Origin of the sequence: Streptomyces guryensis (genome assembly GCF_021261325.1) — a bacterium.
GTDB classification, from domain to species: domain Bacteria; phylum Actinomycetota; class Actinomycetes; order Streptomycetales; family Streptomycetaceae; genus Streptomyces; species Streptomyces guryensis.
This window is the reverse complement of record NZ_JAJSBI010000020.1, coordinates 77,758-103,164: the sequence shown is the minus strand read 5'-3', so window position 1 is coordinate 103,164 and position 25,407 is coordinate 77,758. Positions and strand designations below refer to the sequence as shown.

Annotated in this window: 23 protein-coding genes and 1 pseudogene; 10 read left to right on the top strand and 14 right to left on the bottom strand. The window is 69.9% G+C overall.

Annotated elements, in window-relative coordinates; genetic code table 11:
• Positions 1–7 precede the first annotated feature (7 nt).
• From LJ657_RS32600 to LJ657_RS32585, 4 genes are all read right to left on the bottom strand, one after another.
• Positions 8–481 (bottom strand): recombinase family protein, encoded by a 474-nt coding sequence (locus LJ657_RS32600; protein WP_308117096.1) that lies wholly within the window; start codon positions 479–481, stop codon positions 8–10.
• Positions 482–1,114: 633 nt separating this feature from the next.
• Positions 1,115–1,666: an AAA family ATPase gene (locus tag LJ657_RS32595; RefSeq protein WP_232652576.1), complete on the bottom strand. Its 552-nt coding sequence runs from the start codon at positions 1,664–1,666 to the stop codon at positions 1,115–1,117.
• 544 nt (positions 1,667–2,210) lie between these two features.
• Positions 2,211–2,561 carry a hypothetical protein gene (locus tag LJ657_RS32590; RefSeq protein ID WP_232652493.1) on the bottom strand — a complete coding sequence of 117 codons (351 nt, stop codon included), beginning with the start codon at positions 2,559–2,561 and terminating at the stop codon, positions 2,211–2,213.
• 252 nt (positions 2,562–2,813) lie between these two features.
• Positions 2,814–4,463: a recombinase family protein gene (locus tag LJ657_RS32585; protein WP_232652492.1), complete on the bottom strand. Its 1,650-nt coding sequence runs from the start codon at positions 4,461–4,463 to the stop codon at positions 2,814–2,816.
• A gap of 87 nt (positions 4,464–4,550) precedes the next feature.
• Here LJ657_RS32585 and LJ657_RS32580 point away from each other — a divergent pair.
• Positions 4,551–5,402: pseudogene (locus tag LJ657_RS32580) on the top strand (aldo/keto reductase); the annotation flags it as partial.
• A gap of 237 nt (positions 5,403–5,639) precedes the next feature.
• On the opposite strand, the gene thpR reads toward LJ657_RS32580, so the two are convergent.
• Entirely contained in the window at positions 5,640–6,212 is a 573-nt protein-coding gene (thpR, locus tag LJ657_RS32575; protein ID WP_232652490.1) for an RNA 2',3'-cyclic phosphodiesterase, read from the bottom strand.
• A 118-nt stretch (positions 6,213–6,330) separates the two neighbouring features.
• Between thpR and LJ657_RS32570 the strand changes: the two genes are divergently transcribed.
• Positions 6,331–6,918, top strand: coding sequence for a Uma2 family endonuclease (locus LJ657_RS32570; protein WP_232652489.1), 588 nt, complete (start codon positions 6,331–6,333; stop codon positions 6,916–6,918).
• A gap of 8 nt (positions 6,919–6,926) precedes the next feature.
• Here the strand turns inward: LJ657_RS32570 and LJ657_RS32565 are convergent, their stop codons facing one another.
• Positions 6,927–8,285 (bottom strand): MFS transporter, encoded by a 1,359-nt coding sequence (locus LJ657_RS32565; RefSeq protein ID WP_308117095.1) that lies wholly within the window; start codon positions 8,283–8,285, stop codon positions 6,927–6,929.
• Between the two features lie 23 nt (positions 8,286–8,308).
• Positions 8,309–8,746 (bottom strand): MarR family winged helix-turn-helix transcriptional regulator, encoded by a 438-nt coding sequence (locus tag LJ657_RS32560; protein ID WP_030941110.1) that lies wholly within the window; start codon positions 8,744–8,746, stop codon positions 8,309–8,311.
• Positions 8,747–8,898: 152 nt separating this feature from the next.
• Between LJ657_RS32560 and LJ657_RS32555 the strand changes: the two genes are divergently transcribed.
• Positions 8,899–9,081 (top strand): ribbon-helix-helix protein, CopG family, encoded by a 183-nt coding sequence (locus tag LJ657_RS32555; protein ID WP_073890313.1) that lies wholly within the window; start codon positions 8,899–8,901, stop codon positions 9,079–9,081.
• A gap of 22 nt (positions 9,082–9,103) precedes the next feature.
• On the opposite strand, the gene LJ657_RS32550 is transcribed toward LJ657_RS32555, so the two are convergent.
• Positions 9,104–10,555 (bottom strand): NCS2 family permease, encoded by a 1,452-nt coding sequence (locus LJ657_RS32550; RefSeq protein ID WP_232652487.1) that lies wholly within the window; start codon positions 10,553–10,555, stop codon positions 9,104–9,106.
• A gap of 117 nt (positions 10,556–10,672) precedes the next feature.
• On the opposite strand from LJ657_RS32550, the gene LJ657_RS32545 reads away from it, so the two are divergent.
• Complete coding sequence (locus tag LJ657_RS32545; protein ID WP_232652486.1) at positions 10,673–10,954, top strand: DUF2530 domain-containing protein; 282 nt, start codon at positions 10,673–10,675, stop codon at positions 10,952–10,954.
• Positions 10,955–11,114: 160 nt separating this feature from the next.
• Positions 11,115–13,514, top strand: coding sequence for an HAD-IC family P-type ATPase (locus LJ657_RS32540; RefSeq protein WP_232652485.1), 2,400 nt, complete (start codon positions 11,115–11,117; stop codon positions 13,512–13,514).
• A gap of 6 nt (positions 13,515–13,520) precedes the next feature.
• Here LJ657_RS32540 and LJ657_RS32535 read toward each other — a convergent pair whose 3' ends face one another.
• The 3 genes from LJ657_RS32535 to LJ657_RS32525 form a co-directional block, all read right to left on the bottom strand.
• Entirely contained in the window at positions 13,521–14,405 is an 885-nt protein-coding gene (locus tag LJ657_RS32535; RefSeq protein ID WP_232652484.1) for a hypothetical protein, read from the bottom strand.
• A gap of 152 nt (positions 14,406–14,557) precedes the next feature.
• Entirely contained in the window at positions 14,558–17,689 is a 3,132-nt protein-coding gene (locus tag LJ657_RS32530) for a sacsin N-terminal ATP-binding-like domain-containing protein (protein ID WP_232652483.1), read from the bottom strand.
• A 239-nt stretch (positions 17,690–17,928) separates the two neighbouring features.
• Positions 17,929–18,855, bottom strand: coding sequence for a DUF3027 domain-containing protein (locus LJ657_RS32525; protein WP_232652482.1), 927 nt, complete (start codon positions 18,853–18,855; stop codon positions 17,929–17,931).
• A gap of 344 nt (positions 18,856–19,199) precedes the next feature.
• Between LJ657_RS32525 and LJ657_RS32520 the strand changes: the two genes are divergently transcribed.
• From LJ657_RS32520 to LJ657_RS32505, 4 genes are all read left to right on the top strand, one after another.
• Positions 19,200–20,624, top strand: coding sequence for an MFS transporter (locus LJ657_RS32520; RefSeq protein ID WP_232652481.1), 1,425 nt, complete (start codon positions 19,200–19,202; stop codon positions 20,622–20,624).
• A gap of 61 nt (positions 20,625–20,685) precedes the next feature.
• Positions 20,686–21,174 (top strand): DUF2771 domain-containing protein, encoded by a 489-nt coding sequence (locus tag LJ657_RS32515; RefSeq protein ID WP_232652480.1) that lies wholly within the window; start codon positions 20,686–20,688, stop codon positions 21,172–21,174.
• Positions 21,175–21,194: 20 nt separating this feature from the next.
• Entirely contained in the window at positions 21,195–21,872 is a 678-nt protein-coding gene (locus LJ657_RS32510; protein ID WP_232652479.1) for a futalosine hydrolase, read from the top strand.
• Positions 21,862–22,734, top strand: coding sequence for a 1,4-dihydroxy-6-naphtoate synthase (locus LJ657_RS32505; protein WP_232652478.1), 873 nt, complete (start codon positions 21,862–21,864; stop codon positions 22,732–22,734). The genes LJ657_RS32510 and LJ657_RS32505 overlap by 11 nt, the downstream gene beginning before the upstream one ends.
• Positions 22,735–22,756: 22 nt before the next feature.
• Here the strand turns inward: LJ657_RS32505 and LJ657_RS48305 are convergent, their stop codons facing one another.
• Complete coding sequence (locus LJ657_RS48305) at positions 22,757–23,140, bottom strand: cold-shock protein (RefSeq protein WP_269787178.1); 384 nt, start codon at positions 23,138–23,140, stop codon at positions 22,757–22,759.
• 268 nt (positions 23,141–23,408) lie between these two features.
• Here LJ657_RS48305 and LJ657_RS32495 point away from each other — a divergent pair, with 268 nt between their 5' ends.
• Complete coding sequence (locus LJ657_RS32495; protein WP_232652477.1) at positions 23,409–23,657, top strand: hypothetical protein; 249 nt, start codon at positions 23,409–23,411, stop codon at positions 23,655–23,657.
• Here LJ657_RS32495 and LJ657_RS32490 read toward each other — a convergent pair.
• A complete protein-coding gene (locus LJ657_RS32490) occupies positions 23,636–24,277 on the bottom strand; it encodes an HAD family hydrolase (RefSeq protein ID WP_232652476.1) in 642 nt (213 codons plus the stop codon). The two genes, LJ657_RS32495 and LJ657_RS32490, sit on opposite strands and share 22 nt — an antisense overlap.
• Positions 24,278–24,349: 72 nt before the next feature.
• On the bottom strand, positions 24,350–25,339 hold the full coding sequence (locus LJ657_RS32485) for a hypothetical protein (protein ID WP_232652475.1): 990 nt from the start codon (positions 25,337–25,339) through the stop codon (positions 24,350–24,352).
• Positions 25,340–25,407: the final 68 nt, after the last annotated feature.

Here is a 25,407-nt window from a genome sequence, read left to right as displayed (position 1 = left end):
TCCGCCGTCAGGAGTCGTCTCCGAGGTGCCGGTACAGCGTGGCCCGGGAGACGCCCAGAGCCTTGGCGATGGCACTGACGCTCTCTCCCTTCGCCTTCCTCGCGCGGGCCACGGTCAGCACGTCCTCGTTCACGACGGACGGCCGTCCGCCGGTACGCCCCTGCGCCTTGGCTGCGTCGAGTCCGGCGCGGGTGCGCTCCATGATGAGGCTGCGCTCGAACTCCGCCATGGCTCCGACCACCTGAAGCATGAGACGGCCATCGGCCGTACCGGGGTCGATGTTGGCCAGTGCACCCGTGAGCACGTTGAACCCGATACCCCGCTCCCGAAGCGTGTCGACCATGGTCACAAGGTCGATGAGCGACCGGGCGAAGCGGTCGAGCTTCCACACGCACAGGGTGTCGCCGGGTCTGGCGTAGTCCAGTGCGGCCGTGAGCTCTGGCCGGTTGGTGTGCTTGCCGGATGCCTTGTCCTCGAAGATCGGGCGCAGCCTGCGGCCGTCAGCGCGTCGTGCTGCAACTGCGCTTCCTGGTCATCGGTGGAGACACGGGCGTAACCGATGAGCTGACCGATGATCGTGTTCGTCGTCACAGCCGGGACCGTCTCGGAACTCATCTCAATACGTCAAGCCTGAGACTGGAGTTTCGAGAGGGGTTTTGAACAGCGCTACACACCCCCTTCAGGAACGCTGGTCACACGGCGCCACGGTCGGGTGTCGCACCTCTGCCCGGTGTCGGACAGTGCTGCGCCCCGGTCGCCACGGCAAGGGGCTGTGGGCTTGTCTGCCGGTCTGTCGCTTCGCTCTCGCCGACTACCAAGGGCGCGGCCTGTCGACCGCTCACGCGGGTGCACAGCCGTTCGCCTTCCAAGGGATGCAGGGCCAGCCTGTCGACGGCGGAGCGAAGGTAGGGGCTCACGTTTGCCGGATCGACAGTGAAGAGGAGGGCCGAGACAAGGCGAGAGGCCAACAGCGGAGAGGGGTGGGGTATGACCCCTTGGCGGGAGCTTGCCGACCGCCGGGTCTTACCGGCTCAAATCCTGCCACGGTTTCAGGGTCCTTCAGGTCGGCCCCTCCTCCAGGCAGTACGTGGCCGACCACAGACCACCACCGCGATCATGCACCGCGCGTCCCACCGGACCGGACCCGGACCAGCACCTGGTCGGCAAGCTCCTGCGGAGTCAACTCGCCGTCCAGAAAAACCGTGTCGCTGGGCAGGGCGTCGACTGCGGCCATGCACGACTCGATCCTGTCCTTGCACCAGCGCCGTACCCGTTCATCCTCCTCGGGGTTGTCTAGAGTGAAGCTCCGGCCCTCGATCCGCTTCTCCAGGACCTCTCGGGGGACCTTGAGGAAGAAGTGGTGAACACCGATGCCCGCATCCTCCAGAGCGTTGAAGATCTCATCGGCATACCCGGAGTTGACCAAAGTCATGGGGACAAGGATCGGACGGTGGTACTCCTCAACCAGCCCCACCGCCAGGTCGGCCACCTGCCGTCGCCACAACCGAAGATCCTGGAAGTCGCCGGTCGGCACCTCCACGATCTCCCGCAGCACGAAGCCGATCATCTCCGGGTCGTAGACCAGCGCCTCCGGCCAGCGCGGACGCAACTCGTCCACCAGCGTGCTCTTCCCGCTGCCGAACGCACCGTTCACCCAAACGATCAAGGCGATCTTCTCCCCCGTTGCCATGCCCGCGCGTCGGACCCCGGTGTGTTGGATCAGCATCCCGCTCGGATGTCTGGGGGTAAATTCCATCGGCGGAACATGCCCGAAAGATCGCTGAGCGGTGCCGAATCCCACCGTCAAGCGGGACCGGTTCACGGTGTCGAAACCACTTGCGCTGCCTCCTTGGCGACGGCGGGGGAGAGCAAGGAACGGAGCCTGACGGCCCTGCCTGTGGGGGCGCGGCAGCGCCTCCCTTGGTCTTGCTCCTGTCGGCCCCGGCGGGGCCGCTCTGTCGTAGCGGCTTCAGACTGTGGCGGCCGTTCGGCCGCCCATGCTCTCTACCGCTTCGCCGATGCCCGTCTCTTCGGGGCGCTACCGCGCCCCTACTGCGCTTGCCGTAGATCGAACGAGGCTTCCCTCTGTCGGCCCCCTTCGGGGCCGCAAGTGAGGACAAGAAGAAGAGAGAGGAAGCGAACGTTTCCGCAGGCCACTGGCAATGCCGGTACACGCCTGGCGTGTGCTGGCTACACGTACGATGTGTTGTTCACCGGTCTTGATGGACGCGGCACGGCACCGGAGCGCCCTTCCCCTTCTGGAAGAGGTGAGAACCAAGAACAAGGCAAGCGGCTCCCGACCGGGGCGATACAAGGTCGAGCCTCTTGGCGCGTGCGATCGCGTTGTTCGTGCTCTGGTCAGACAGGGGTTTGCCGTCCTTGCCGAGGAGGGTGGCCAGCTTCCCAGGGGCGAAGGCTGCGTGCCCGTGACGGTCGGCCCATCCGATGGCGGCGAAGTGGACGCGGTAGGCCAGCGGGTGTAGAGGGTCCTGCGCCTTGCGCTGGTATTCGCGCTGGGAGACTCCGCCCCACGGGCGGTCATGACCGAAGCTGATGGCCACTGGTTCGCGGCTCCTTCCTGTGAGGCGCACGAGGGTGCGCCGGCGACCCCGCCGGACGGCGGGACATGTGTCTCCCTTCTTCGCGGGGGTGCCGTGCGGGAGGCACGGCGCTTCACAGGTTGGGCGCCCAGGGCATCGGGCCTGGACTCGGTCTCTTGCGGTCGGGAGCGACGGCGGCGACCTGCCGGGCATCCTACAAACGCGCAGGAGGGCCCCGACCACAGGGCCCTCCTCGTCGCATGCAGTTGTCGGTCAGCCTTCGCTGTGGACCGCCGCCATGTTGCGCAGACGCTGCTTGAAGTCCATGGGGATCAGAACCTGAACCCTCCCGACTGGGTGTTGCCACATCCCGTCATGGCCATCGGGAGCCATAAGCTGCGCGGCGGTCATCCCGGGAATCGGCTCGGCATGGATGACGGCCTTGACCCCTGCGGCGCGTAGCTCCCTGCCCTTTTCGTGCTGGGTCGACAACGTGCTCCACCGTTCCCGGTAGGTCTCTCCTGTCGGGATCTCCTCCCAGGTGTCCGGGCGCGTGGGCTGCGCGATGAGCTGTTCACGTCGCGCGTCCAACCGCTTGTACGCCTCCCGGTACTCCTGCTTGCCCAGCTCACTGGAGTAGAGGCCCGCCTCGCGGTCCTCCCTCAGGTCCGAGAGGGAGCGGTTCACTTCCTCGATGTCGCGCGTGTAGTCCACGCCCGGCCGGAAGACCTTCCGGACGATCTCGACGTCCCCGGCAGCGAGGAGGAACGCTTTCCCCACGGCGTCCTCCAGCGTGTGCGCCGCGATGCCCTTGCTTCCGGTCGGACACGGCTTGTGCGTGGTACGGGAGGCGCAGCGGTAGTAGGGCCAGTTACGGCCAGGGGCGAGATACGCCGGCTCGCCACATGTGCAGAACGCGACCTGGAGCAAGGGCGACCCACCCTTGCGGTTGCCGTTGCGCTTGCTGGTGTTCTCGTCCAGCTTCTTGTTGGCCAGCTCCCACTCCTCGTGCGTGATCAGAGGCTCCGCGCGCTGGAGGGGCTGGCCGTCCGCGTCCCGGACGACCCGGCGTCGTGTCGTCTTCTCCCCGTCGACCATCACCTCCTCGGACACCTCCATCTGCCCCAGGATGCAGCGGGAACGTACGACCTTGGCCGTGTTCGCGGCGGTCCAGCGGCTTCCCTTCGGGGTCTTGCCGTTACGGATCATCTGGGCGTCGAGTGACGTCGGGGTCTTCGACACGTCCTCGTTGAGCCACTGCGCGATGCTGTTCGCCGACTCGCCCGCGATGAGACGGCGGACGATCTCACGGAGCGTCCCGGCCGTGTCGGTCCCGTAGTCGTCCGGGACGAGCTTCCATCCGTCGCCGGTCTCCTGTTTCTCCTCCCGGTAACCGTACGGAGTGCGGCCGCCGCGCCAGCGCCCCTCCTTCATCAGGTGGTTGTACGAGGACTTGGCCCGCGCCTTGATGGCTTCGAGCTCCCCTTCCGCGAAGGACGCGATCAGGCTGAGGAGGAGCTTCCCCATCTGCGTGTTGAGGTTGATCCCGTCCTCGACGGTGGCGACCTCCTTGCCGTTCTTCTCGCACCACTCCAGGAGGGCGTGCACGTGGAGCACGCGTCGCGAGAGACGGTCGATCTTCAGCGCGCAGATGATGTCGTACTCGTCGGCGCGCGACTCCTCCACCGCGATCCGGTGCTCGATCGCGCTGACCTCCCTCCCGATGGTCGAGGGAAGCCACTTGCCGAACTCCGGACGCTTCCACGGCTCTACCCCGCCGGACACGTCGATGTCCTCGACCCACCCCACGACGACGTGCCCCTCCTGATCGGCCCATCGCTGGATGGACCGACGCTGACGCTCCGGCGATGTGGTCTCGTCCGACACCCTCGACAGACGGATCACACCCAGAACTCTCGCCATGCTCGTTCTCCCTCTCCCCTGTGTCACGCATCGCGCACAAGGGGTGACGGTATGCGGTTCGGATCATGGCGTCAAAATTGATCTTTGAACACTGCCAACGTGTACGGCTGGAGCGAGAACAAGGGCCGTACGGAAGACATCATCGGCACCTGGTTCGCCAAGAACGCGGCCCACCGCGACAAGGTCGTCCTGGCCACCAAGGTGTACGGCAACATGGCCGCCGACGGCGACGCCTGGCCCAACCACGACAAGCTCTCCGCGCTGAACATCCGGCGCGCGGTAGACGCCAGCCTGAAGCGGCTGCAGACGGACCACATCGACGTCTACCAGTTCCACCACGTCGACCGCCGCACCCCCTTCGAGGAGATCTGGCAGGCGATCGACGTCCTCGTACAGCAGGGGAAGATCCTCTACGTCGGGTCCTCCAACTTCCCCGGCTACAAGATCGCCCAGGCCAACGAGATCGCCGCCCGCCGCGGCGGCACCATCGGCCTCGTCAGCGAGCAGTGCCTCTACAACCTCGCCGAGCGCCGCGCCGAGATGGAGGTCATTCCGGCCGCGCAGGAGTACGGCCTCGGGGTCATCCCCTGGTCACCGCTGCACGGCGGCCTGCTCGGCGGGGTCATCAAGAAGGAGGTCGAGGGCGGGCGCCGGGCGAGCGGCCGGGCCGCGGACGCCCTCGCCAACACCAGCATCCGCGCCCAGATCCAGGCCTACGAGGACCTGCTGGACAAGCACGGCCTGGAACCGGGCGAGGCCGCCCTGGCCTGGCTCCTGACCCGCCCCGGCGTCACGGGTCCGATCGTCGGCCCGCGCACGGCGGAGCAGCTGGAGTCGGCGATCAGGGCGGTGGAACTGGAGCTGAGCGACGAGCTGCTGTCCGGCCTGGACGAGATCTTCCCGGGCCCGGGCCCGTCCCCGGAGGCCTTCGCCTGGTAGCACCGCGAACAGGAGCGCCCCCACAGGGGCGGCGGGGCTGCATTCGATATGCGGCTCCGCCGCGTGGGCGCGACAAGCCACATACGGCCCGCACCCGGCAACGAACGCGCAGTTCCCCGCCGCTCCCCCGCAAAGTCCTACCTGCCGAGCACCGCCGCCAGGGCAACGACGACGAACAACAGCACAAGCGCACCGGCCATGATCCGGTTCCGGGTCTTCGGGTCCACGCCCCCGAGCCTAACCCGCACCCCCAAGCGCCCAACGGCCGACCGCCTCGTAACGAGGCTGCTCCCCGGGCACACCGGACGTCGGCAGATTGCTCCGCACCAGCACCAGCTCCCCCACCGTCCACGTACGGCTGGTGAACTCCCCGAGAGCCGCGACATACGGCCGTACGTCCACCGCCTCCCGGCTCCTCGCCACCGTCAGGTGGGCCTTGTACCGCCGGTGCTCTCCCATGGCCACGCCCGCCTTCCGCGCCGCCGCCTCCGCCCGGTCGGCGAGCAGCCGCAGGGCCGGCAGGTCCCCCTCCGCCCCCGCCCACAACGCCCGTCCGTGCCCGAACTGGCCACCGCCCCGCAGGGCCAGCGCAAAGGGCTCGGATCGCCGTGCCGCCCGCTCCAGCCGGGCCGACAGCTCCGGCACGAGGCCGTCGTCGACCTCTCCGTAGAAGGCGAGCGTGAAGTGCCACCCTTCCCTCGCCGTCCAGCGAAGTGCCCCCGCTCCCGGCAGCTTCTTCAATTCCGCCACCTCGGTGGCGAGTTCGTCGACGACCCCCTCGGGGGGCAGCACCGCGGCGAAGAGTCTCATGAGGCAAGTCTCGCTGTCGGACGCGCGTTCGCTCCCGCCGTGTCCTGGTCACCGTGCGTATCGTTGTACTGCGCGGCGGCTGACCGTGACCGAGCGGCAGCCGGGGAGGAGCGCCACGATGACCGTCCTTGACGACAGGATCGAGATGGCCGAGGAGTGCAGCGAGCTGACGCTGGACGTCCTGTTCGAGTGGCTTGAGAAGATGCCCATCCCCGAGGGTACGAAGATCGAGATCGTCGGGGGGAACATCTTCATGTCACCGCAGCGGCAGAACCACTGGGAGATCATCTTCGGTATCGCGAAGCAGTTGGACGCCAAGTACTCCCAGAAGCGGTTGGCATCGGACGTCCGGATCGACTTCCCCGGGCATCTGAACGGCTTCGCCTGCGACCTGGCGGCCATGGCCGAACGGTCGGTCAAGGACAGCAAGGGCCGCTGGCGCTATCAGGACGTCGAATTCGTGGCCGAGGTCATCTCCAAGGACACGGCGGCCAACGACTACGGCCCGAAGAAGGATGTCTACGCCGCGGCCGAGGTCCCGGTGTACCTGGTCGTGGACCCGTACACCGGAGAGTGGCACCTGCACACCCTGCCGAAGGACGGCAAGTACCACAGCCAGGTCAGCTTCTCCTTCGGGGAGGACATCGACCTGACCGGCACCTCGGTCGGCCTCGTCCTCAGGACCGACGAGTTCCCCCGCGACTGACCCCCGCCCTACGCCACCGCGGCCAGCTCCTCCGGCCGCTCCCGCGGAACGAACCGGACGTGCGGATGGCCCTTGTTCCAGCCGACCGACAGGCGTAGTCCGCCGACCCGCGCCAGGACCACACCGATGGTGACGGCGGCCGCCGTGGCGATCGCGCCCCCGACGGCCAGGCCCGCCCGGACGCCGTACGAGTCCGTGACCCAGCCCGCGATGGGTGCGCCGACCGGGGACCCGCCGAGGAAGACCATCATGTAGAGGGCCATGACCCGGCCGCGCATGGCCGGGTCGGTGCCCATCTGGATGCTGGTGTTGGCGGTGACGTTGAGCGTCATGCCGAACATGCCGAGTGGAGCCATCAGCAGGGCGAACAGCCAGAGCGAGGGGGCGGTCGCGGCGACGATCTCCATCGTGCCGAAGGCCACCGCCGCCGCGATCAGGACGCGCATCCGGGCGGTGCCGCGCCGGGCGGCGAGCAGGGCGCCCGCCAGCGAACCGACCGCCATCAGCGTGTTGAAGAGGCTGTAGGAGCCGGCGCCCGCGTGGAAGACGTCGTTCGCGAAGGCCGAGAGGTAGACCGGGAAGTTGAAGCCGAAGGTGCCGATGAACCCGACCAGGACGATCGTCCAGATCAGGTCCGGGCGGCCGGCGACGTAGTGGAGTCCCTCGCGCAGCTGGCCCTTTCCGCGCGGTGCCCGTTCGACGACGTGCAGCTCGCGCGCCCGCATCAGCAGCAGGCCGGCGACCGGGGCGACGAAGGACAGGCCGTTGAAGAGGAACGCCCAGCCGGTGCCCACGCCGGTGATCATCAGGCCGGCCACGGCGGGGCCGACCAGACGGGCGGACTGGAAGTTGGCGGAGTTGAGGCTGACCGCGTTCTGCAGCTGCGCCGGGCCGACCATCTCGGAGACGAAGGACTGGCGGGCCGGGTTGTCGACGACCGTGGCGAGGCCGACGGCGCAGGCCGCGAGGTAGACGTGCCAGACCTGGACGTGGCCGGAGAGGGTGAGCGCGGCGAGCACGATGCCGGTGACGGCCATCGAGGTCTGGGTGACGAGCAGTGTGCGGCGCTTGGACAGGCGGTCGACGAGGACGCCGCCGTAGAGGCCGAGGAGCAGCATCGGCAGGAACTGCAGGGCCGTCGTGACGCCGACGGCCGTGGCGGAGCCGGTGAGACTCAGGACCAGCCAGTCCTGGGCGATGCGCTGCATCCAGGTGCCTATGTTGGAGACGACCTGGCCGAGGAAGAACAGGCGGTAGTTCCTGACCTTCAGCGAGCTGAACATCGAGGACCTGCGGGAGAGCGGGGGTGGAACGGGGGTAGTAGGTGTCGGTGCGGGGGCGGAATCTGCTCCGGGTCCCGTACTCAAAAGGGTCGCCTCCTCGATGTGGCTTACAGGTGCGCGAGTTTCTCCAGCACGGGGGCGGCGGCGCGCAGTTTCGCCCACTCGTCCTCGTCGAGGCCGTCGACCAGGTTGGCGAGGAACGCGTTCCGCTTGGCGCGGCTCTCCGCGAGCATGGCCTCGGCCTGTTCGGTCTTGGTGACGACCTTCTGTCGCCGGTCCTCGGGGTGCGGCTCCAGCCGGACCAGCCCCTTGGCCTCGAGCAGCGCGACGATGCGGGTCATCGACGGCGGCTGCACGTGCTCCTTGCGGGCGAGCTCGCCCGGCGTGGCGCTACCGCAGTTGGAGAGGGTGCCCAGCACCGACATCTCGGTGGGGCTGAGCGACTCGTCGACCCGCTGGTGCTTGAGCCGACGGGACAGCCGCATGACAGCTGATCGCAGGGAGTTCACGGCGGCAGCGTCGTCGCCATGGCTAAGGTCCGACATCTCTTTAGGGTAACTCATTACCCTCGCTAAACAAGCGGGAACGCGGCGGGATTCCCGTGACCCGGGCCACTGAACCGGAACATCACTCATATGGGTGATGGAGACGCGGAACGTGACACGCCGCGCCGAAGGGTGCCGCGACCCTCGTAGGCATGGGGACCACAGTGCTCAGCCTGCGGATGGACGGAGAGCTGCTCGAACGGCTCCGGCACCACGCCGCCAAAAGAGGAATGAGCGTCCAGGACTATGTCGTCCGGACGCTCATTCGGGATGACTTCGACGAGCGCTTCCAGTCCGCCGTGGAGGAGACCGAGAGGTTCTACGGCGTGACGTGAGACGGCGTGACGTGAGACGGCGTCACGTGAGACCGAGCGCCGGCATGAGGTAGTAGAAGCCGAACACCGCCGCGACGACGTACATCGCCACCGGGACGTCCCGACCCCGTCCGGCCGCCAGACGCAGCACCGCGAAGGTGATGAAGCCCATGCCGATGCCGTTGGTGATCGAGTAGGTGAACGGCATCATCACCATCGTCACGAAGGCGGGGATGGCGATCGTGTAGTCGGCCCAGTCGATCTCCTTGACCGAGCCCGCCAGGATCAGGAAGCCCACCGCGAGCAGGGCGGGAGTGGCCGCCTGGGACGGGACCATCGTGGCGACGGGGGTCAGGAACAGGGCGATGGCGAACAGCCCGCCGGTGACGACGTTCGCGAAGCCGGTACGGGCCCCCTCGCCGACACCCGCCGTGGACTCCACGAACGCGGTGGTCGCCGAGGAGGAGCTGGCGCCGCCGGCCGCGACCGCGAGGCCGTCGACGAACAGGACCTTGTTGATGCCCGGCATATAGCCCTGGGCGTCGGTCAGCTTGGCCTCGTCGCCGACGCCCATGATCGTGCCCATCGCGTCGAAGAAGCACGACAGCAGCACGGTGAAGACGAAGAGGATGCCGGTCAGCACGCCGACATGGGAGAAGCCGCCGAACAGGCTGACCTTTCCGATCAGGCCGAAGTCCGGGGTGGCGACCGGGTTGCCGGGCCACTTGGGCGTCGTCAGGCCCCAGGTCGGGACCTTCGCGACGGCGTCGATGATCAGCGCGAGGACCGTCATCGTGACGATCGAGATCAGGATCGCGCCGGAGACCTTGCGGACGATCAGCGCGAGGGTGAGCAGCGCGCCCAGGATGAAGACGAGGACCGGCCAGCCGTTGAGGTGGCCGGTCGTGCCGAGCTGGAGCGGGACGGTGGTCTGGGCGACGTCCGGGATCCGTGAGACGAAGCCAGAGTCGACCAGGCCGATCAGCATGATGAACAGGCCGATACCGATGGAGATCGCCTTGCGCAGGCTGTAGGGCACGGCGTTCATGACGCGCTCGCGCAGGCCCGTGGCGACGAGCACCATCACGATGAAGCCGGCCAGCACCACCATGCCCATGGCGTCCGGCCAGGACATCCGGGGAGCCAGCTGGAGCGCGACGACCGAGTTCACGCCCAGTCCGGCGGCGAGCGCGATCGGCACGTTGCCGACGACACCCATGAGGAGGGTGGCGAACGCCGCCGTCACCGCCGTCGCCGTGACCAGCTGACCGTTGTCGAGCTGGTGTCCGTACATGTCCTTCGCGCTGCCCAGGATGATCGGGTTCAGCACGATGATGTAGGCCATCGCGAAGAAGGTGGCGAAACCGCCGCGGATCTCGCGCGGCAGGCTGCTGCCACGCTCGGAGATCTTGAAGTAGCGGTCGAGAGCGCCGGAGGCGGGCGCCTTCCCCGACTGTTCGGGGGTGGGGACCTTGGCGGGGGCCGAGGTGGACATTGGATGTTCCTACGAGTAGAAGCAGACAGCGCCGAGCGCAAACGGTTTCAGTATGAACATATGACTCCGGTGGCGCTATCTCCGCGCGTAGACCCCATCGCCTCGTAAGCTGTGCACATGGCGAAGTGGACCCCCCAGCACGAGGCGCCGGAGCCCCTTGAGGGCCCCGTGGTCGCCACCATCACCGGCGGCACGATCCTCTGGTTCGTCCTCTTCCTCGTCCAGCTCCCCTTCTACGGCTGGCTCGACGACCACGGGCACCTGTGGTGGCTGTGGACCTGCCTGGCCGGGGGCGTGCTCGGGCTCTACGGAGTCTGGTTCGTCAGGAAGCGGGACGCGGCCATCAAGCGGGCAGCCGCCGCGGAGTCTGCGCCACGCTCCAGCACATCCGGCGTTTGAGGACGAGGCCGTTCAGGCCGAAGCGGGGGTCCGGGGGCGGCAGCCCCCAGCAGGGCCCGAGCCGCCGCGTACAACCACCGCACGAGTTGGCTCCTCCCCAGGTCGGATCTTCCGGGCACTCGGCGGGTGAAGGCGTAAATCCGCACGTACCGTCGAATGTATGACCCACATCGACGCGGGCGCGGAGCTCGACCCTGTGCACCCCGTGCCCATACCCGTTGCGGCGGCAGCGCGGGGGCTGAGCGCGGCCGAGGTGGCCGAGCGGGTCACGCGGGGGCAGGTCAACGACGTTCCGGTGCGCAGCAGCCGGTCGATGGGCGAGATCGTCCGCGCGAACGTCTTCACCCGGTTCAACGCGATCATCGGTGTGCTCTGGCTGATCATGCTGTTCGTCGCGCCGTTCCAGGACAGCCTCTTCGGCTACGTGATCATCGCCAACACCGGCATCGGCATCATCCAGGAGTGGCGGGCGAAGAAGACCCTGGACTCACTGGCGGTGATCGGGGAGTCGCGGCCCATGGTGCGCCGGGCCGGGGCGGCCGCCGCGATCAGCACCTCGGAGATCGTGCTGGACGACCTGATCGAGATCGGGCCGGGGGACAAGGCCGTGGTCGACGGGGTGTGCGTCGAGGCCGACGGGCTGGAGATCGACGAGTCGCTGCTCACCGGCGAGGCCGACCCGGTGGTCAAGAAGCCCGGGGACCAGGTCATGTCGGGCAGCTTCGTGGTGGCCGGGGGCGGCGCCTTCAAGGCCACCAAGGTGGGCCGCGAGGCCTACGCCGCCCAGCTCGCCGAGGAGGCGTCACGCTTCACCCTCGTCCACTCCGAGCTGCGCACCGGCATCTCGACGATCCTCAAGTACGTGACGTGGATGATGATCCCGACCGCGATCGGTCTGGTGATCAGCCAGCTGGTGGTCAAGCAGCACGGCTTCAAGGACTCCGTCGCCCGGACGGTCGGCGGCATAGTACCCATGGTCCCGGAGGGGCTGGTCCTGCTGACCTCGGTGGCCTTCGCGATAGGCGTCATCCGGCTTGGCCGGAAACAGTGCCTGGTCCAGGAACTCCCCGCCATCGAGGGCCTCGCCCGTATCGACACCGTCTGCCTCGACAAGACCGGCACCCTCACCGAGGGCGGCATGGACGTCACGGAGCTGAGGCCGCTGCAGGGCGCCGACGAGTCGTACGTACGCAAGGTGCTCGGCGCCCTCGGCGAGTCCGACCCGCGCCCCAACGCCTCCCTCCAGGCGATCATCGACGCCTACCCGGACGTCGAGGACTGGCGCTGCACCGAGTCCCTGCCCTTCTCCTCCGCCCGCAAGTACAGCGGCGCCACGTTCAGCGAGGGCAACGGCGAGTCCAGTACGTGGCTGCTGGGGGCACCCGACGTGCTCCTCGCCGCCGGCGACCCGGCCCTCAAGGAGACCGGGCGGCTCAACGAGCAGGGCCTACGGGTGCTGCTGCTCGCCCGGGCCGGCCGCGACCTGGACGATTCCGAGCCCGCGAAGGGGGCCAGGCCCGCGGCGCTCGTCGTCCTCGAACAGCGCCTTCGTCCCGACGCGGCCGACACCCTGCGCTACTTCGCCGACCAGGACGTCCGCGCCAAGGTCATCTCCGGCGACAACGCCGTGTCGGTCGGCGCGGTGGCCGCCAAGCTGGGGCTGACCGGCACGACCGTGGACGCGCGCCGCCTTCCCTCCGAGCAGGAGGAGATGGCGAAGTCCCTCGACAAGGGCACGGTGTTCGGGCGGGTCACCCCGCAGCAGAAGAGGGACATGGTGGGCGCCCTGCAGTCCCGCGGGCACACGGTCGCGATGACCGGCGACGGTGTGAACGACGTACTGGCCCTCAAGGACGCCGACATCGGCGTGTCCATGGGCTCGGGCTCGGAGGCCACCCGGGCGGTCGCGCAGATCGTGCTGCTGAACAACAGCTTCGCGACGCTGCCGTCGGTCGTGGCGGAGGGCCGGCGGGTCATCGGCAACATCACGCGCGTGGCGACACTGTTCCTGGTGAAGACGGTCTACTCGGTGCTGCTGGCGGTGCTGGTGGTGTGCTGGCAGGTGGAATACCCGTTCCTGCCGAGGCACCTGACGCTGCTGTCCACCCTGACGATCGGCATCCCGGCCTTCTTCCTCGCCCTGGCCCCCAACAAGGAACGGGCGAAACCCCACTTCGTACGGCGGGTGATGCGGTACTCGGTCCCGGGCGGGGTGGTGGCCGCGGTGGCCACCTTCGTGATGTATCTGATCGCCCGTCACTACTACACCGGGCCGGGCCAGTTGGCCGCGGAGACCAGCGCCGCCACGCTGACCCTGTTCCTGATCTCCATGTGGATCCTGGCGATCGTCGCCCGCCCCTACACCTGGTGGCGGATCGCCCTGGTGGCCTCGATGGGCGTGGCGTTCCTCTTCGTGCTGATCGTGCCGCAGCTCCAGCACTTCTTCGCGCTGAAGCTGGTCGGCGTGACGATGCCGTGGGTCGCGGTCGGCATCGCGGCGGTGGCGGCGGTCGCCCTGGAGTTGCTGTGGAAGTGGGTCGACCGCCGTTTCCCGGCCTAGGCCTGCTTACTGCACGTCGACGAAGTCGCCCGTGGCGTTGACCGCCGGGGTCGTCGTGGTGCCCGCGAAGGAGTAGCGGTAGTAGCCGTCGACCGTGGCCGTGGTCGTCGTCTTCAGGTCACCCGTGGTGTTCGTCTTGATGGTCTTCAGCGTGGTGTAGGTGCCGGAGCCCTTCTTGCGGAACTGCAGCTGCACCGGCTGGGTGCTGTAGCCGTGGTACTTGTTGTCCTCCCAGTTGGCGCGGGAGAGCTTGCCGACGACGGTGATCGTCTTGCCCTTCTTCACCGGCTCCGGCGTGGCGTTGACCGTCAGACTGGAGTTGCGCTGGACGAGGGTGCTGCCGAGGCCGCCCTGCAGGGAGTGGTTCCCGGTGCTGTACTGCAGCGCGATCGCGCCGGCCGACCACTTGCCCGCGTCCGAGTTGAGCAGGTCACCGGCGGTGCCGCCCTCGTTGATCGGGAAGATGTCGATGTTGCCCTTGCAGTTGGCCGTGGTGGCCGAGGTGGCCGTGCAGGTGGCGGGCAGCTCGCCGCCGAGGACGTTCTGGGCGTCTGTGACCGAGGTGCCCTTGTAGATGAGCGGGCCGCTGTCGAAGTCGCTGGAGTTGATGTCGTAGTTCGCCCCGTGGGTCAGCGTGTAGGTGACCGTGGTGGAGACGTGGTTCGTGGTACCGACCTTGACCGCCTTGGCGATCTTGAGGTTGGAGAAGGTGACGCCCAGGTCCGCGGCGGCGGCTTCGCTGCTGAACGCGGTCTTGCCGGACTGCGCGGCGAGGATCTTCGCGGCCTCCGTCTTGTACGACGGGGCGTCGGCGGCGTGCGCGGTCGGCAGAGCGAGGGCGGAAAGGGCCAGGGCGCCGGAGACGGCGGCCACAGTGGCACGTATGCGCATGTGTTCCCCAAGTGGAGAAAAGTGATCGTGGAGCCTGTTGGCTCAGGGGATCAGATCCGTGACGGTTGTGGAAAGTTGTACGACAGATAAGGATTTTTGACGCGACTTACGAAACCCTTACCAAGATCAGGGAAACGGCCGGCCCCGGCCCGTCAGTCGAACCAGCGGTCCCGGGCCAGTTCCTCCGTCCGCGACGGGTCCTCCAGAAGTGCCGCCACCTCGAAACGGCGGGGCCACTGGCCCGCCGCCCAGGCGAGGCCCGCGGCGACGCCTTCCAGGGTGGCCGCGTGGAGGGTGCCGTCGGCGGTCAGGCGCCAGTCCAGTTCCACGTCGTCGACGACGAGTTCCTCGTGTTCGACGTACGTGGCGGGGGTACGGGCGCCCAGCAGGATCCGTACCGGGTCCGGCACTTCGTGTTCCGTGCCCTCGGAGGTGACTTCTCCCGTCACGGACTCGCTCAGACGCCGCACCTGGAACAGTTCGGCCAGTTCGGCGGCCCGGGCCGGCCGTACGGGCAGCAGCGGGACGCCCTCGGTGAAGGGCAGCAGGTCCGGGGAGTCGACGACCACGGCGTCGGCCGCGTCCACGACCTCGACCCGCCCGTCCACGACGGCCCGCAACTCGTCCGGCAGGGTCACCTGTTCAGGGTCCAGGTCGGCCAACGCGCCGTAGAGGGCGTGCAGTTGGGCGCCGGTGACCACCCGGTCCGGGTCGGCGAGGCGGTCCAGGAGTTCGGCGGCGCCTCCCGGCTCGTCGAGCAGGGCCGACACGGACGTCCGCACTCCGAGCGCGCGCAGCACCTGCTCGTCGTCGAATCCGGTCGCGTCGGCCTCGTCGTACAGGCCCCGCAGGAGGGGGTCGCCGCCTGAGGCCAGCAGGCCGGCCGGGCGGCGGCCGTCGAGCACCGGGTGTCCGCGCAGCCACCAGGCCGTGTAGGGCCGTACGACCTCATGCGTGCCGTCGGGGAGCAGGATCCGTACCGGCTGGGTGAGGGCGTCGCGCAGCGGTGGCTGGGCGAGCAGGGCGAGGGCCTGCGGCCAGCGGTCGTCGTCGACCAGGTCCAGGTCCCGTACCGCGACCAGTTCGGTGGCGACCGGCGGCACAGGCGTGTCCGGGAAACGGTCCAGGACGTCCTCGCTCCACACGTCGACGGCGTCCAGCAGCCCCGCGTCATCGGGCTCGGCGAAGTCGCCCTCGCGTGGCTCCAGTTCGTCCGGGTCGAGGACGACGTCGGTGGCCCGTACGAGCGCGAAGTTGGCGAGGACGCCGCAGGCGGCCAGTGGTTGTTCGCCCCACCTGTCGGCCAACTCGGCGTCGACGGTGGCGAGTTCGTCCTCCCGAATGACCTGGTGGAAGGGGCTGCCGGGGAGGACGAGCTCACCGGCCGGGGCGAGTTCACCGTCCTCGTCGGGGAGGGCGAGGGCGCCGAGCCAGGGCTCGTCGCCAGGCTCCAGACCGGCGTCCCGCACCAGCGCGAGAACGGTGTCCGCCAGTTCCTCTGCGTCCGGTGCCTCCTGCTCCCAGTCCAGTCCGCCCTCGTCGTCGAGGGAGGCGGCCACGGCGGCCCGCACCTGGGGGGTGGTGAGGACGGCGCGGGGTGTCGCCGGGAGGGCCCCGAGCTTCTCCAGCAGCGGGTGGGCCGCGTCCGGGTGGGCGACCTTCAGACCGAGGCGGGCGAGCACCTCCGGGTCGATACGGCCGGCATCCGCGGTCGGCAGCAGCACCTGCCGGGGGCCGATCGTGGTACGCCCGTCGGCGAGCGGCACGGGCAGCCCGGAGAGGCGGTCCGGGTCGACTCCGGCGAGGCTGTCGTAGAGCCGCTGCCACCAGCCGGGCTCCTTCTCCAGCCCGGCGAGACGGTCGACGGCGTCGGTGAGCGGGACGCGGGCGACGCCCAACGTCCGTAGCTCCACGCGCCGTTCGAGCCCGGCCGGGAGCAGGGTCGGGAGCACCTCGGCGAGGACCCGCACCGTGTCCTGGCCCGCGCCCTCGACGATCTCCGCCTCGCGCGGGCGGAGGGACTCGGGCAGTTCGGGGTCGGGGTCGGCGCCCGGTTCGGCGGCGGGCGGGAGGAACGAGGTCCGGGGCAGACGTTCGAGGATGGCCGCCCGCAGTGCGCCGTCCAGCTCGCCCTTGCCCAGTGGACCGGGGACCAGGCCGATGATGCCCTCGCTCACCGGCCGCCAGTCGGCGAGGAGTTCGGCGTACGCGTCCGCCGCGCGCTGTACGAGGAAGTCGGTGAGGGGGCCGGGGGCCGCGTGCCGGCGGGTGGTGTCGAGCGGGAAGGAGGCGATGAGCAGGGCGGGGACGCCGAGGGGCTCGTCGCTGGGGGTGGGGGCGTGCAGGACGGGGCTGGTGCGGGGGCGGGAGGGGGCGCTGTCGGTCGCGTCGACGGGCACGGCCCAGGTGAGGGACCAGTGCGGGCGGAGGCGTTCCTCCACGGGGCGGTCGGCGAGGAGGTCGGGGGTGAGGGGGCCGTGGGCGGAGGAGGTACGCCAGTGGGTGGTGCCGCCGAGGGAGTCGTCCACGACGGTGAAGGAGCCGTCGGTGCGGCGGCTGATCGTGCGGGGGCTGTCGCCGTTGATCTCGACGACGACCTCCTCCAGGCCCGGGAGCGCGAGGAGCAGGGCGTCGTCGACGGCGCGCAGCAGGCGTTCGGCGAGGTCGGCGGCGGCCGTGTCGCGCAGGGGGAGGATGACGGCGGTGTCGTACGGGTCCGGGGCCGTGCCCTCGGCGGCGAAGGGGAGCCTCAGGAGCGGGACATGCCCGTCCCGCCGCCGGATTTCATCGCCCAGTCCCGGGCTGTGCCGTGCCGTGTCGGCGGCCAGCTCCCGAGCCTCGGCGAGGGACCAGCGGACGCCGCCGTGGCGGCCGACCAGCGCGGGCTCGTCGGTGACGGCGAGTACGGCGGCGAAGCCGACGCCGAAGCGGCCGACTGCGGTGTCGTGGGCGTCGCGTTTGGCGGAGGCGCGGAGGGTGGACAGCGACTCGACGCCCGTGGCGTCCAGGGGGGCGCCGGTGTTGGCGGCGACGAGGACACCGTCGCGGAGGGTGAGGCGGAGGCGGCCGGGGGCGTTCGCCCTGGCTGCGGCGTCGGCGGCGTTCTGGGCGAGCTCGACGACGAGCCGGTCACGGTAGCCGCCGAGGACGAGGTCCTCCTCGGCGTTGGCGTCCTCGCGGAACCGGGCGGGGCTGGTGGCCCAGGCGTCGAGTACGCCTCGCCTGAGGCGGGCGGTCCCGAAGGGGTCCGCGCCCTCGGGTGCGGGCCGCACGAACTTGCTCACGTTGGCTCTCCTCATCGGCCCTCATCGGCGTGAGCTCGAAGGTACCGCGAGATGTTCTACGCCCCCGCCGCCCCTACCCGTCCCGATCCGGGGGCCGGCCCCCGGATCCCCGCTCCTCGAACGCCGGAGGGGCTGATTTCGATCTTTTCAGCCCGTCCGGCGTCCGAGGACGAGGCCGTTCAGGCCGAAAGCGGGTGTCTGGGGGCGGCAGCCCCCGGCAGGCACGCGTACCCCCAGGGTTACGAGTGCCCCAGCTCCGCCGCGTCCTCGTCGGAGACGACCGGTACGGACCCGGAGTCCGGCGCCGGCCGCAGGGGGAACGGGTCCACCCGGGTCTCGTCGATCACCGGTGGGGCCGGCTGGGGCGGCTTGGGCATCACCGCGGCCTCGGAGTGGCCTCCGCAGCCGTAGGACAGGGAGACCACACGGCCGTCGGCCGGGGAGAACTCGTTCGCGCAGACACCGAAGGCCTGCCCCAGCGAACCACCGATCGGCTGCAGGAAGCCGCAGCTCACGCAGGGCGCGGGTGCCGCCTGCGCCATCGGGGTCTTCGAGCCGTACGACTCCTCCCAGCGGTCCGCGGCGACATGCAGGCCGTAACGGGACAGGACGCGGGCGCGGCGCATGCCGAGTTCCTCGGCGACCGAGGCGATGGAGCCGCGGGAGGGGACGACGGGCAGGCTCGCCGGGACGCCTGCCGTGACCTCCGCGTCCTCCGCCTCCACGAGTTCCGCCATCTCCTCGGAGACGGCCGAGTTGGACACGGGCTCCTCCTCGCCGGAGTAGCCGGGCTCCAGGCGGAGGTCCTCGGCGTCCGTCGGGAGCAGGTCGCCGGGGCCCATGTCGCCGGGCCGCAGGCGCTCGCTCCACGGCACCCACTCCGGGGCGAGCAGCGCGTCCGGGCCGGGCAGCAGGACGACCTCGTCGAGCGTGACGAACTTGGCGCGGGAGGCACGGGCGACCGTCACGGCCCAGCGCCAGCCGCGGTACCCGAGTTCCTTGCACTCGAAGAAGTGCGTGACAACGCGGTCGCCCTCGGACTCCAGGCCGGCATGCTCGCCGACCACGCCTGGCGCGGCGGCCTCCTCGGCGGCGGCGCGGGCGAGGTCGACGGCCTCGGCACACAGGCGGTCGGGGGTGCGGCTTCGCGTTGTCGCTGCGCTCACAGGTATCGCTTCTCTCCTACGCCGTCACTCGGGTGCGCCGGCCTGAAGGCGGTGGGTGCGGACGGAGCGGACCGGAGGACCGCGTCGACGTCCGCGCCCGATCGCACTCGGGCGCACCTCATACATCCATTCTGCGGGATGTCCGAGAGGCGCGCGGCCGAGAACGTTCGCCACGACGCGCTACGCACGCTACCTTCTCCCGACCGCTCGGCCTACACCGACGGGAGGTTTCCCCCCGCGGGCCCGGCAACTATCTGGCATGCACCTGGGAAAAGCAGAGGAACTACGCGCCCATACGCGCGGTAACCGCACTACACACAGGTTTCTCGGGGCACTATGACGGAGTGGCAGCCGCAAGGACGCCCCAAGGAGCCACCGGGGCCGGTGGGATAAGGGGCAGCAGTCGTGGTGGCGGTTCGGGCCGGTTCGGCGGGTCCGTCCGCGCGGTCGGCCGTGCGCTGCACTTCCCGGTGACCGGAACGGCCCGCGGGATCAGGAAGGCCACGCATGCGCACGGGGCCGGCGAGTCCGGCCTCGGCAAGCTGATCGAGCTGCACGCGGTGAACGGCGCCGGCGATGTCATGGTCACCGTCGCTCTCGCCTCCACCGTCTTCTTCTCCGTACCGACCGACGAGGCGCGGGGGCGTGTCGCGCTCTACCTCGCCATCACCATGGCACCCTTCACGGTCCTCGCCCCCGTCATCGGCCCGCTCCTCGACCGGCTCCCGCACGGCCGCCGCGCCGCCATGGCGGGCTCGATGCTCGCCCGGGCGCTGCTGGCCCTGATCATCGCCGGGGCCGTCGCCGGCGGCAGCCTGGAGCTGTATCCGGCCGCGCTCGGCGTACTGGTCGCGTCGAAGGCGTACGGGGTGGTGCGCAGCGCGGTGGTGCCCCGGCTGCTGCCGCCCAAGTTCTCGCTGGTGAAGGCCAACTCCCGGGTCACGCTCGGCGGCCTCCTCGCCACCGGTGTGGCGGCACCGATCGGGGCGGGGCTGCATGCCATCGGTCCGCGCTGGCCGCTCTACGGCGCGTTCGTGATCTACGTCTGGGGCATGTTCCTGTCCTTCACCCTGGCGCCGAAGGTCGACTCGGCCAAGGGTGAGGACACGGCGCTGCTCGCGGCGGACGAGCAGCATCTGCACGGGCCGCACATCAGGCCGGTCAAGAAGCCGGGCCTCAGAACCGTCGGTATCGCCGTCACCCATGCGCTCGGCGCCAACGCGGCCCTGCGCTGGCTGTCAGGGTTCCTGACCTTCTTCCTCGCCTTCCTGCTGCGCGAGCATCCGCTGACCGGCCAGAGCGCGGCGGTGTCGCTGGGCCTGGTGGCCGTCTCGGCGGGCGCGGGCAACGCGCTCGGTACGGCGGTCGGGGCGTGGCTGCGGCAGCGGGCTCCGGAGATCATCGTCGTGACGGTGCTGCCGATCGTGCTCGGCGTGGCGATCACGGCCGCGATCTTCTTCGGCGCGTTCCTGGTGGCGTGTCTCGCCGCGTTCGCCGGGTTCTCGCAGGCTCTGGCCAAGCTGGCCCTGGACGCGCTGATCCAGCGGGACGTGCCCGAGACGGTGCGCCCCTCGGCGTTCGCACGCTCCGAGACCATGCTGCAGATGGCCTGGGTGCTGGGCGGTGCGATCGGCATCGTGATGCCGCTCAACGGCCCGGCGGGGCTGACCCTGGCCGCGGCGGTGATCGCCCTGGGCTGGCTCACCACCGTCCGCGGGCTGCTGGGCTCGGCCCGGCACGGGGGCGCGGCGAAGCCCCGCGTGGCGTAACACACGGGCACGCCGCCCCCCACGTAAAGAGAGCGTCGGACGCGCCCTATAGCCTTCCGCCATGACCTCGATGCAATCCGTATTGCGACGCCGCCGCGCCGTCGCCGCCGCCGGCGCCGTTTCCGCCGGACTGCTCGTCCTGTCGGCGTGCGACAAGCCGACGCCGCTGTCCACGATCACGGTCGGCCGCTCCTCCGTCAGCTCGGAGGCCACCTGCGGCGGCGAGGGCAAGTCCCTGCAGGTCGCGGACCTGGCGAAGTGCCTCAAGGACAAGAACATCAAGTCCATCTCGGTCGACCCCGACGAGACCGTCCGCTTCGGCGTCGACCCCAAGATCGCCGACAAGCGGTGGACGATCCTGATGAACGGTCAGCCCCTGACCGAGGACAGCAACAAGACCTACCGCACGGTCCCGGGCAGCGTCTTCTTCAACGCCCAGTACGGCGCCCAGGGCAACTCCACCCTGGTCTCCATCAAGGCCGGCGACGGCAAGAAGAGCGGCAGCACGGTCACCGGCCTGTGGTCCTTCAAGCTCAAGAAGAGCGACTGACCCCGCCGGCCGGGCCTTTCGTGTCCTCCGTACGTGTCCTCGTGGCCACCGCGGTTCCCGTCGAACGGGACGCGGTGGCGCGGGCGTTCGCGGGAGACGGCCCTTTCGCGGCTGACGTGATCGCCGCCGGTGTGGGCCCGGCCCTCGCCGCCGCCTCCACCGCGACCGCGCTCACCACCGCCGCCCTGCACGGCACCCCCTACCACCTCGTCGTCTCCGCCGGAATCGCCGGAGGTTTCCAGCCGGAGGCCCCCGTCGGCTCCCTCGTGATCGCCGACGAGATCACCGCGGCCGACCTGGGCGCGGAGACTCCCGACGGCTTCGTCCCGGTGACGGAACTCGGCTTCGGGACCGTCACCCACCGTCCGCCGGAAACACTCGTACGAGACCTCGCGGCCGCGACCGGGGCCCGTCCCGGCGCCGTGCTCACCGTCTCCACCGTGACCGGCACCGCCGAGCGCGCCGCCGCCCTGCGCGCCCGCCACCCCCGTGCCCTCGCCGAGGCCATGGAGGGCTTCGGGGTGGCCGAGGCGGCCGCCGCACACGGACTGCCGGTGCTGGAGATACGCGCGGTCTCCAACCCGGTCGGCCCGCGCGACCGCACCGCCTGGCGCATCGGCGACGCCCTCACGGCCCTGACGGAGGCCTTCGGGAAGCTCGCGCCCGTACTGGAGAGTTGGAACCAGCATGACCAGTGAGCCCGTACACGCCGTACACCCCGCCCAGCCCCTGCAGATCGCGTACTCCCCCTGCCCGAACGACACCTTCGTCTTCGACGCCCTCGCGCACGGCCGGGTCCCCGGTGCGCCCGCCCTCGACGTGACCTTCGCGGACATCGACATCACCAACGGCATGGCCGAGCGCGGCGAGTTCGACGTGCTGAAGGTGTCGTACGCCGTGCTGCCGTACGTCCTCGACGAGTACGCGCTGCTGCCGTGCGGGGGTGCGCTGGGGCGCGGCTGCGGGCCGCTGGTGCTCACGCGTGGGCCCGGAGATCTCACAGGCCGTACCGTCGCCGTCCCGAGCGAGAAGTCGACGGCGTATCTGCTGTTCCGCCTGTGGGCGGCGGACACCGTCCCCGGCGGGGTCGGCGAGATCGTGGTGATGCCGTTCCACGAGATCATGCCCGCCGTGCGGGACGGGAAGGTGGACGCGGGGCTCGTCATCCACGAGGCGCGTTTCACGTACCAGAACTACGGCCTGCACAAGCTCGCGGACATGGGCGAGCACTGGGAGGACACCACCGGGCTGCCGATCCCGCTGGGTGCAATCATCGCGAAGCGGTCGCTGGGGGCGGAGGCGCTGACGGGGCTCGCCGAGTCGATCCGCTCGTCGGTACGCGCCGCCTGGGACGAGCCCGAGGTCTCCCGCCCGTACGTCATGGAGCACGCCCAGGAGATGGACCCGGCCGTCGCCGACCAGCACATCGGCCTGTACGTCAACGAGTTCACCGCCGACCTCGGCGCGGACGGCTACGCAGCCGTACGCGGACTGCTCACTCGTGCGGCGGCCGAGGGGCTGGTGCCGCCCCTCGGCCCGGATGCGCTCGAATTCCCGTAGTGGTCACGGGGGTTGTCGCGGGTTATACGTCCAGCTGGTCGGCGACCGCGCGCAGCAGGCCCGCGATCTTCGCGCCGGATGCCTTGTCGGGGTAGCGGCCCTTCTCCAGCATCGGCGTGATGTTCTCCAGGAGGGTCGTCAGGTCCTGGACGATGGAGGCCAGTTCGTCCGGCTTCTTGCGGGTGGCGGCCGCGACCGAGGGGGTCGGGTCCAGGACGCTGACGGAGAGCGCCTGGTCGCCGCGCTGGCCCGCGACCACACCGAACTCCACTCGCTGGCCCGGCTTGAGCGTCTCGACTCCGGCGGGGAGGACCGAGGAATGGACGAAGACGTCGCCGCCGTCGTCACGGGAGAGAAAGCCGAAGCCCTTCTCACTGTTGAACCACTTGACCTTGCCCGTCGGCATGGGATGTGACCTCGTCCTCGGTATGTCGGAGCCGGACGGCTCGTTGGGAAACTGGCAGAAACAGTGTGTGCCTGGCGCAACCACTAGACCTTGCCGGTAGGCACGTCTGTCCTCGTCCTCGTACTCGTCGGAAAACTGCTTCGGAAACGGCTCTTGATAGCACTCGGGCGGGTCGTCGCGGACCCGCCGGTACCAAGGCTAATGGTCTTCAGGCCGGTGACAAGACGTCGCCGGGTTGTTCCTTCGCGCAGGGAACTACCCTGGTCCGGTGCGTGACAAAACCCAAACGAATTCCGCCGAGCCCGGTGACCGACTGATCCGTGCCGGTGCCATCGTGTTCTTCCTCGGTGCCCTGGCCACACTCGTCACTGTGGCTCCGCTGTTCCTCCACGCGAAGCCGTTTCCGACGTACATGTTCGGACTGAGCATGCTCATGGGAGTCGGCTTCCTGATCGCCGGCGCCGGAGTACTGCGGTCGGTTGCGGCGGGCCGCCGTCAGGCGCGCGCCGGGCGGTAGTGGGCCAGCCAGCCGGGGAACTCCGTGAGGTCCGCGAGCACCACGTCCGCCCCGGCCGCGCTCAGTTCGTCCGCGCTGCACGGCCCGGTCGCCACGGCCACCGACAGCGCGTCGGCCTTGCGTGCGCCTCGTACGTCGCCGATGTGGTCTCCGACGTAGATCCCGGCCCCGTGCTCGCGCAGCGCCTCCGCCTTCTGCTCGGCCCACAGGTCGCCGACGACCTCGTCGGGGTGGATGCCCAGGTGCTCCAGGTGCAGCTTGGCGTTCGGCTCGTACTTGGCCGTTACGGCGATCGCGCGTCCGCCTGCTGCCTGCACGGCGGCGACGGCCTCGCGGGCGCCGGCCATCGCGGGTGTCGCGGCGATGGCGATCGACGGGTACATCGACCGGTACAGGTCGGCCATCTCCGCCAGTTGCTCCTGCGGGAACCAGTTGATCAGCTCCTCCGCGAGGGGTGGCCCCAGCCGGGTGATGGCGAGATCGGCGTCGATGTGCGTTCCCGTTCGCTCGGACAGTGCGAGGTAGCAGGCGTGGATGCCTGGGCGGGAGTCGATGAGTGTCATGTCGAGGTCGAAGCCGACGGTGGGCGCGGGCGGGGTTGTGTAGGCCATATGGGCCATTGTGCCCAGTAGCCCGGTCCTACCTCGTTGTGTGGCGGGTGCGGGTTCGTGGGGGGCGATGAACCGCGCCGCTCAGGGGCGCCTTTGTGAGCGCCAGGTGATGAAGAGGGCCGACAGCAGTGCCGCGCCCCGTACCACCCACGGCCAGGTCTGGGCGATCGCCTCGTTCATGTGGCCCTGGGGTATGGGGGTCCCCCAGCGGCCGTCGTTCCTGCCCCAGAGCCAGACGAGGCCGGCCGTGAGCGCGACGGTGGGCATGCCGATGACCGCCCACTTCGACTCGTTGCGGGTCAGCCGGCGGGAGGCGTAGGCGATGAGCCAGCCGAGCAGGAGGGCGTACCAGTTGCCGAGGATCGCGCCCACGACGAGCAGTCCGGCGGCGATCAGGAGGAGCGGGTTGCTCCAGCCACCGGCGGGGAGGGCGAGGCGGCGGCGACGGGCCGCGGGGACCTCGGGTGCGGCCTCCGCCTCGGCTTCCGGGGCCTGCTCGACGGCCGGTGGCGGCTCCTTCTCGAGTTCCTTCGGGCGCGGCGGCCTGAGCAGGTCGGGAATCTCCACGCCGCCGGTGAATCCCGGGACGCTCTCACCGAAGGGGGTGCTGTCGACCCGCCACCAGTCGGGCTGGGTCGCGCTGTTGCCGAGTTCCTCGGCGCTCGCCATGTGCGGCGGGGAGGGGGCGGCCTTCTCGGGCCGGGCGGGCTGGGCGGGGCGGGGGCGGGGTACGACCCGGCGCAGGCTCTTCGGCAGCCGCCTGCCGTCCTCCGGTTCGTCGTCCCGCTGCACGGGCACATGGACGGGGGGCGCCTGCGGTGCGGCGGCGCCCGCCCCGGTGGGGGCAGCGCCGGCGGCGGCGACGACCTCGTCGGGGGTGCCGAGCCGGGAGAGGATGCGGCGGACCGCGGCGGGGCTGTCGACGGTGGCCTTCGCGCGGCGGCGGTCGATCTCGCCCCGCAGCTCCGACACCAGGTGCATGCGTGCGGCCGACGGCAACTGCCGCTGCTGCGCCACGTCACCGACGCGGCTCAGATACTCGTAGACGACCTTGTCGCTCTCGATCCCCACGAAGTCCCCTTTGGGGTGGGTGCGTTGGATTTCCCGTACTTCCCGTGGTGACGACGGTAGCGCAGGCT

Coding starts and splice junctions, on each gene's coding strand:
- LJ657_RS32535 (WP_232652484.1), bottom strand. CDS start 14,405: ATGCGCATACGTGCCACTGTGGCCGCCGTCTCCGGCGCCCTGGCCCTT.
- LJ657_RS32490 (WP_232652476.1), bottom strand. CDS start 24,277: ATGGCCCATATGGCCTACACAACCCCGCCCGCGCCCACCGTCGGCTTC.
- LJ657_RS32505 (WP_232652478.1), top strand. CDS start 21,862: ATGACCAGTGAGCCCGTACACGCCGTACACCCCGCCCAGCCCCTGCAG.
- LJ657_RS32515 (WP_232652480.1), top strand. CDS start 20,686: ATGACCTCGATGCAATCCGTATTGCGACGCCGCCGCGCCGTCGCCGCC.
- LJ657_RS48305 (WP_269787178.1), bottom strand. CDS start 23,140: ATGCCGACGGGCAAGGTCAAGTGGTTCAACAGTGAGAAGGGCTTCGGC.
- LJ657_RS32540 (WP_232652485.1), top strand. CDS start 11,115: ATGACCCACATCGACGCGGGCGCGGAGCTCGACCCTGTGCACCCCGTG.
- LJ657_RS32585 (WP_232652492.1), bottom strand. CDS start 4,463: ATGGCGAGAGTTCTGGGTGTGATCCGTCTGTCGAGGGTGTCGGACGAG.
- LJ657_RS32560 (WP_030941110.1), bottom strand. CDS start 8,746: ATGTCGGACCTTAGCCATGGCGACGACGCTGCCGCCGTGAACTCCCTG.
- LJ657_RS32570 (WP_232652489.1), top strand. CDS start 6,331: ATGACCGTCCTTGACGACAGGATCGAGATGGCCGAGGAGTGCAGCGAG.
- thpR (WP_232652490.1), bottom strand. CDS start 6,212: ATGAGACTCTTCGCCGCGGTGCTGCCCCCCGAGGGGGTCGTCGACGAA.
- LJ657_RS32545 (WP_232652486.1), top strand. CDS start 10,673: ATGGCGAAGTGGACCCCCCAGCACGAGGCGCCGGAGCCCCTTGAGGGC.
- LJ657_RS32550 (WP_232652487.1), bottom strand. CDS start 10,555: ATGTCCACCTCGGCCCCCGCCAAGGTCCCCACCCCCGAACAGTCGGGG.
- LJ657_RS32555 (WP_073890313.1), top strand. CDS start 8,899: ATGGGGACCACAGTGCTCAGCCTGCGGATGGACGGAGAGCTGCTCGAA.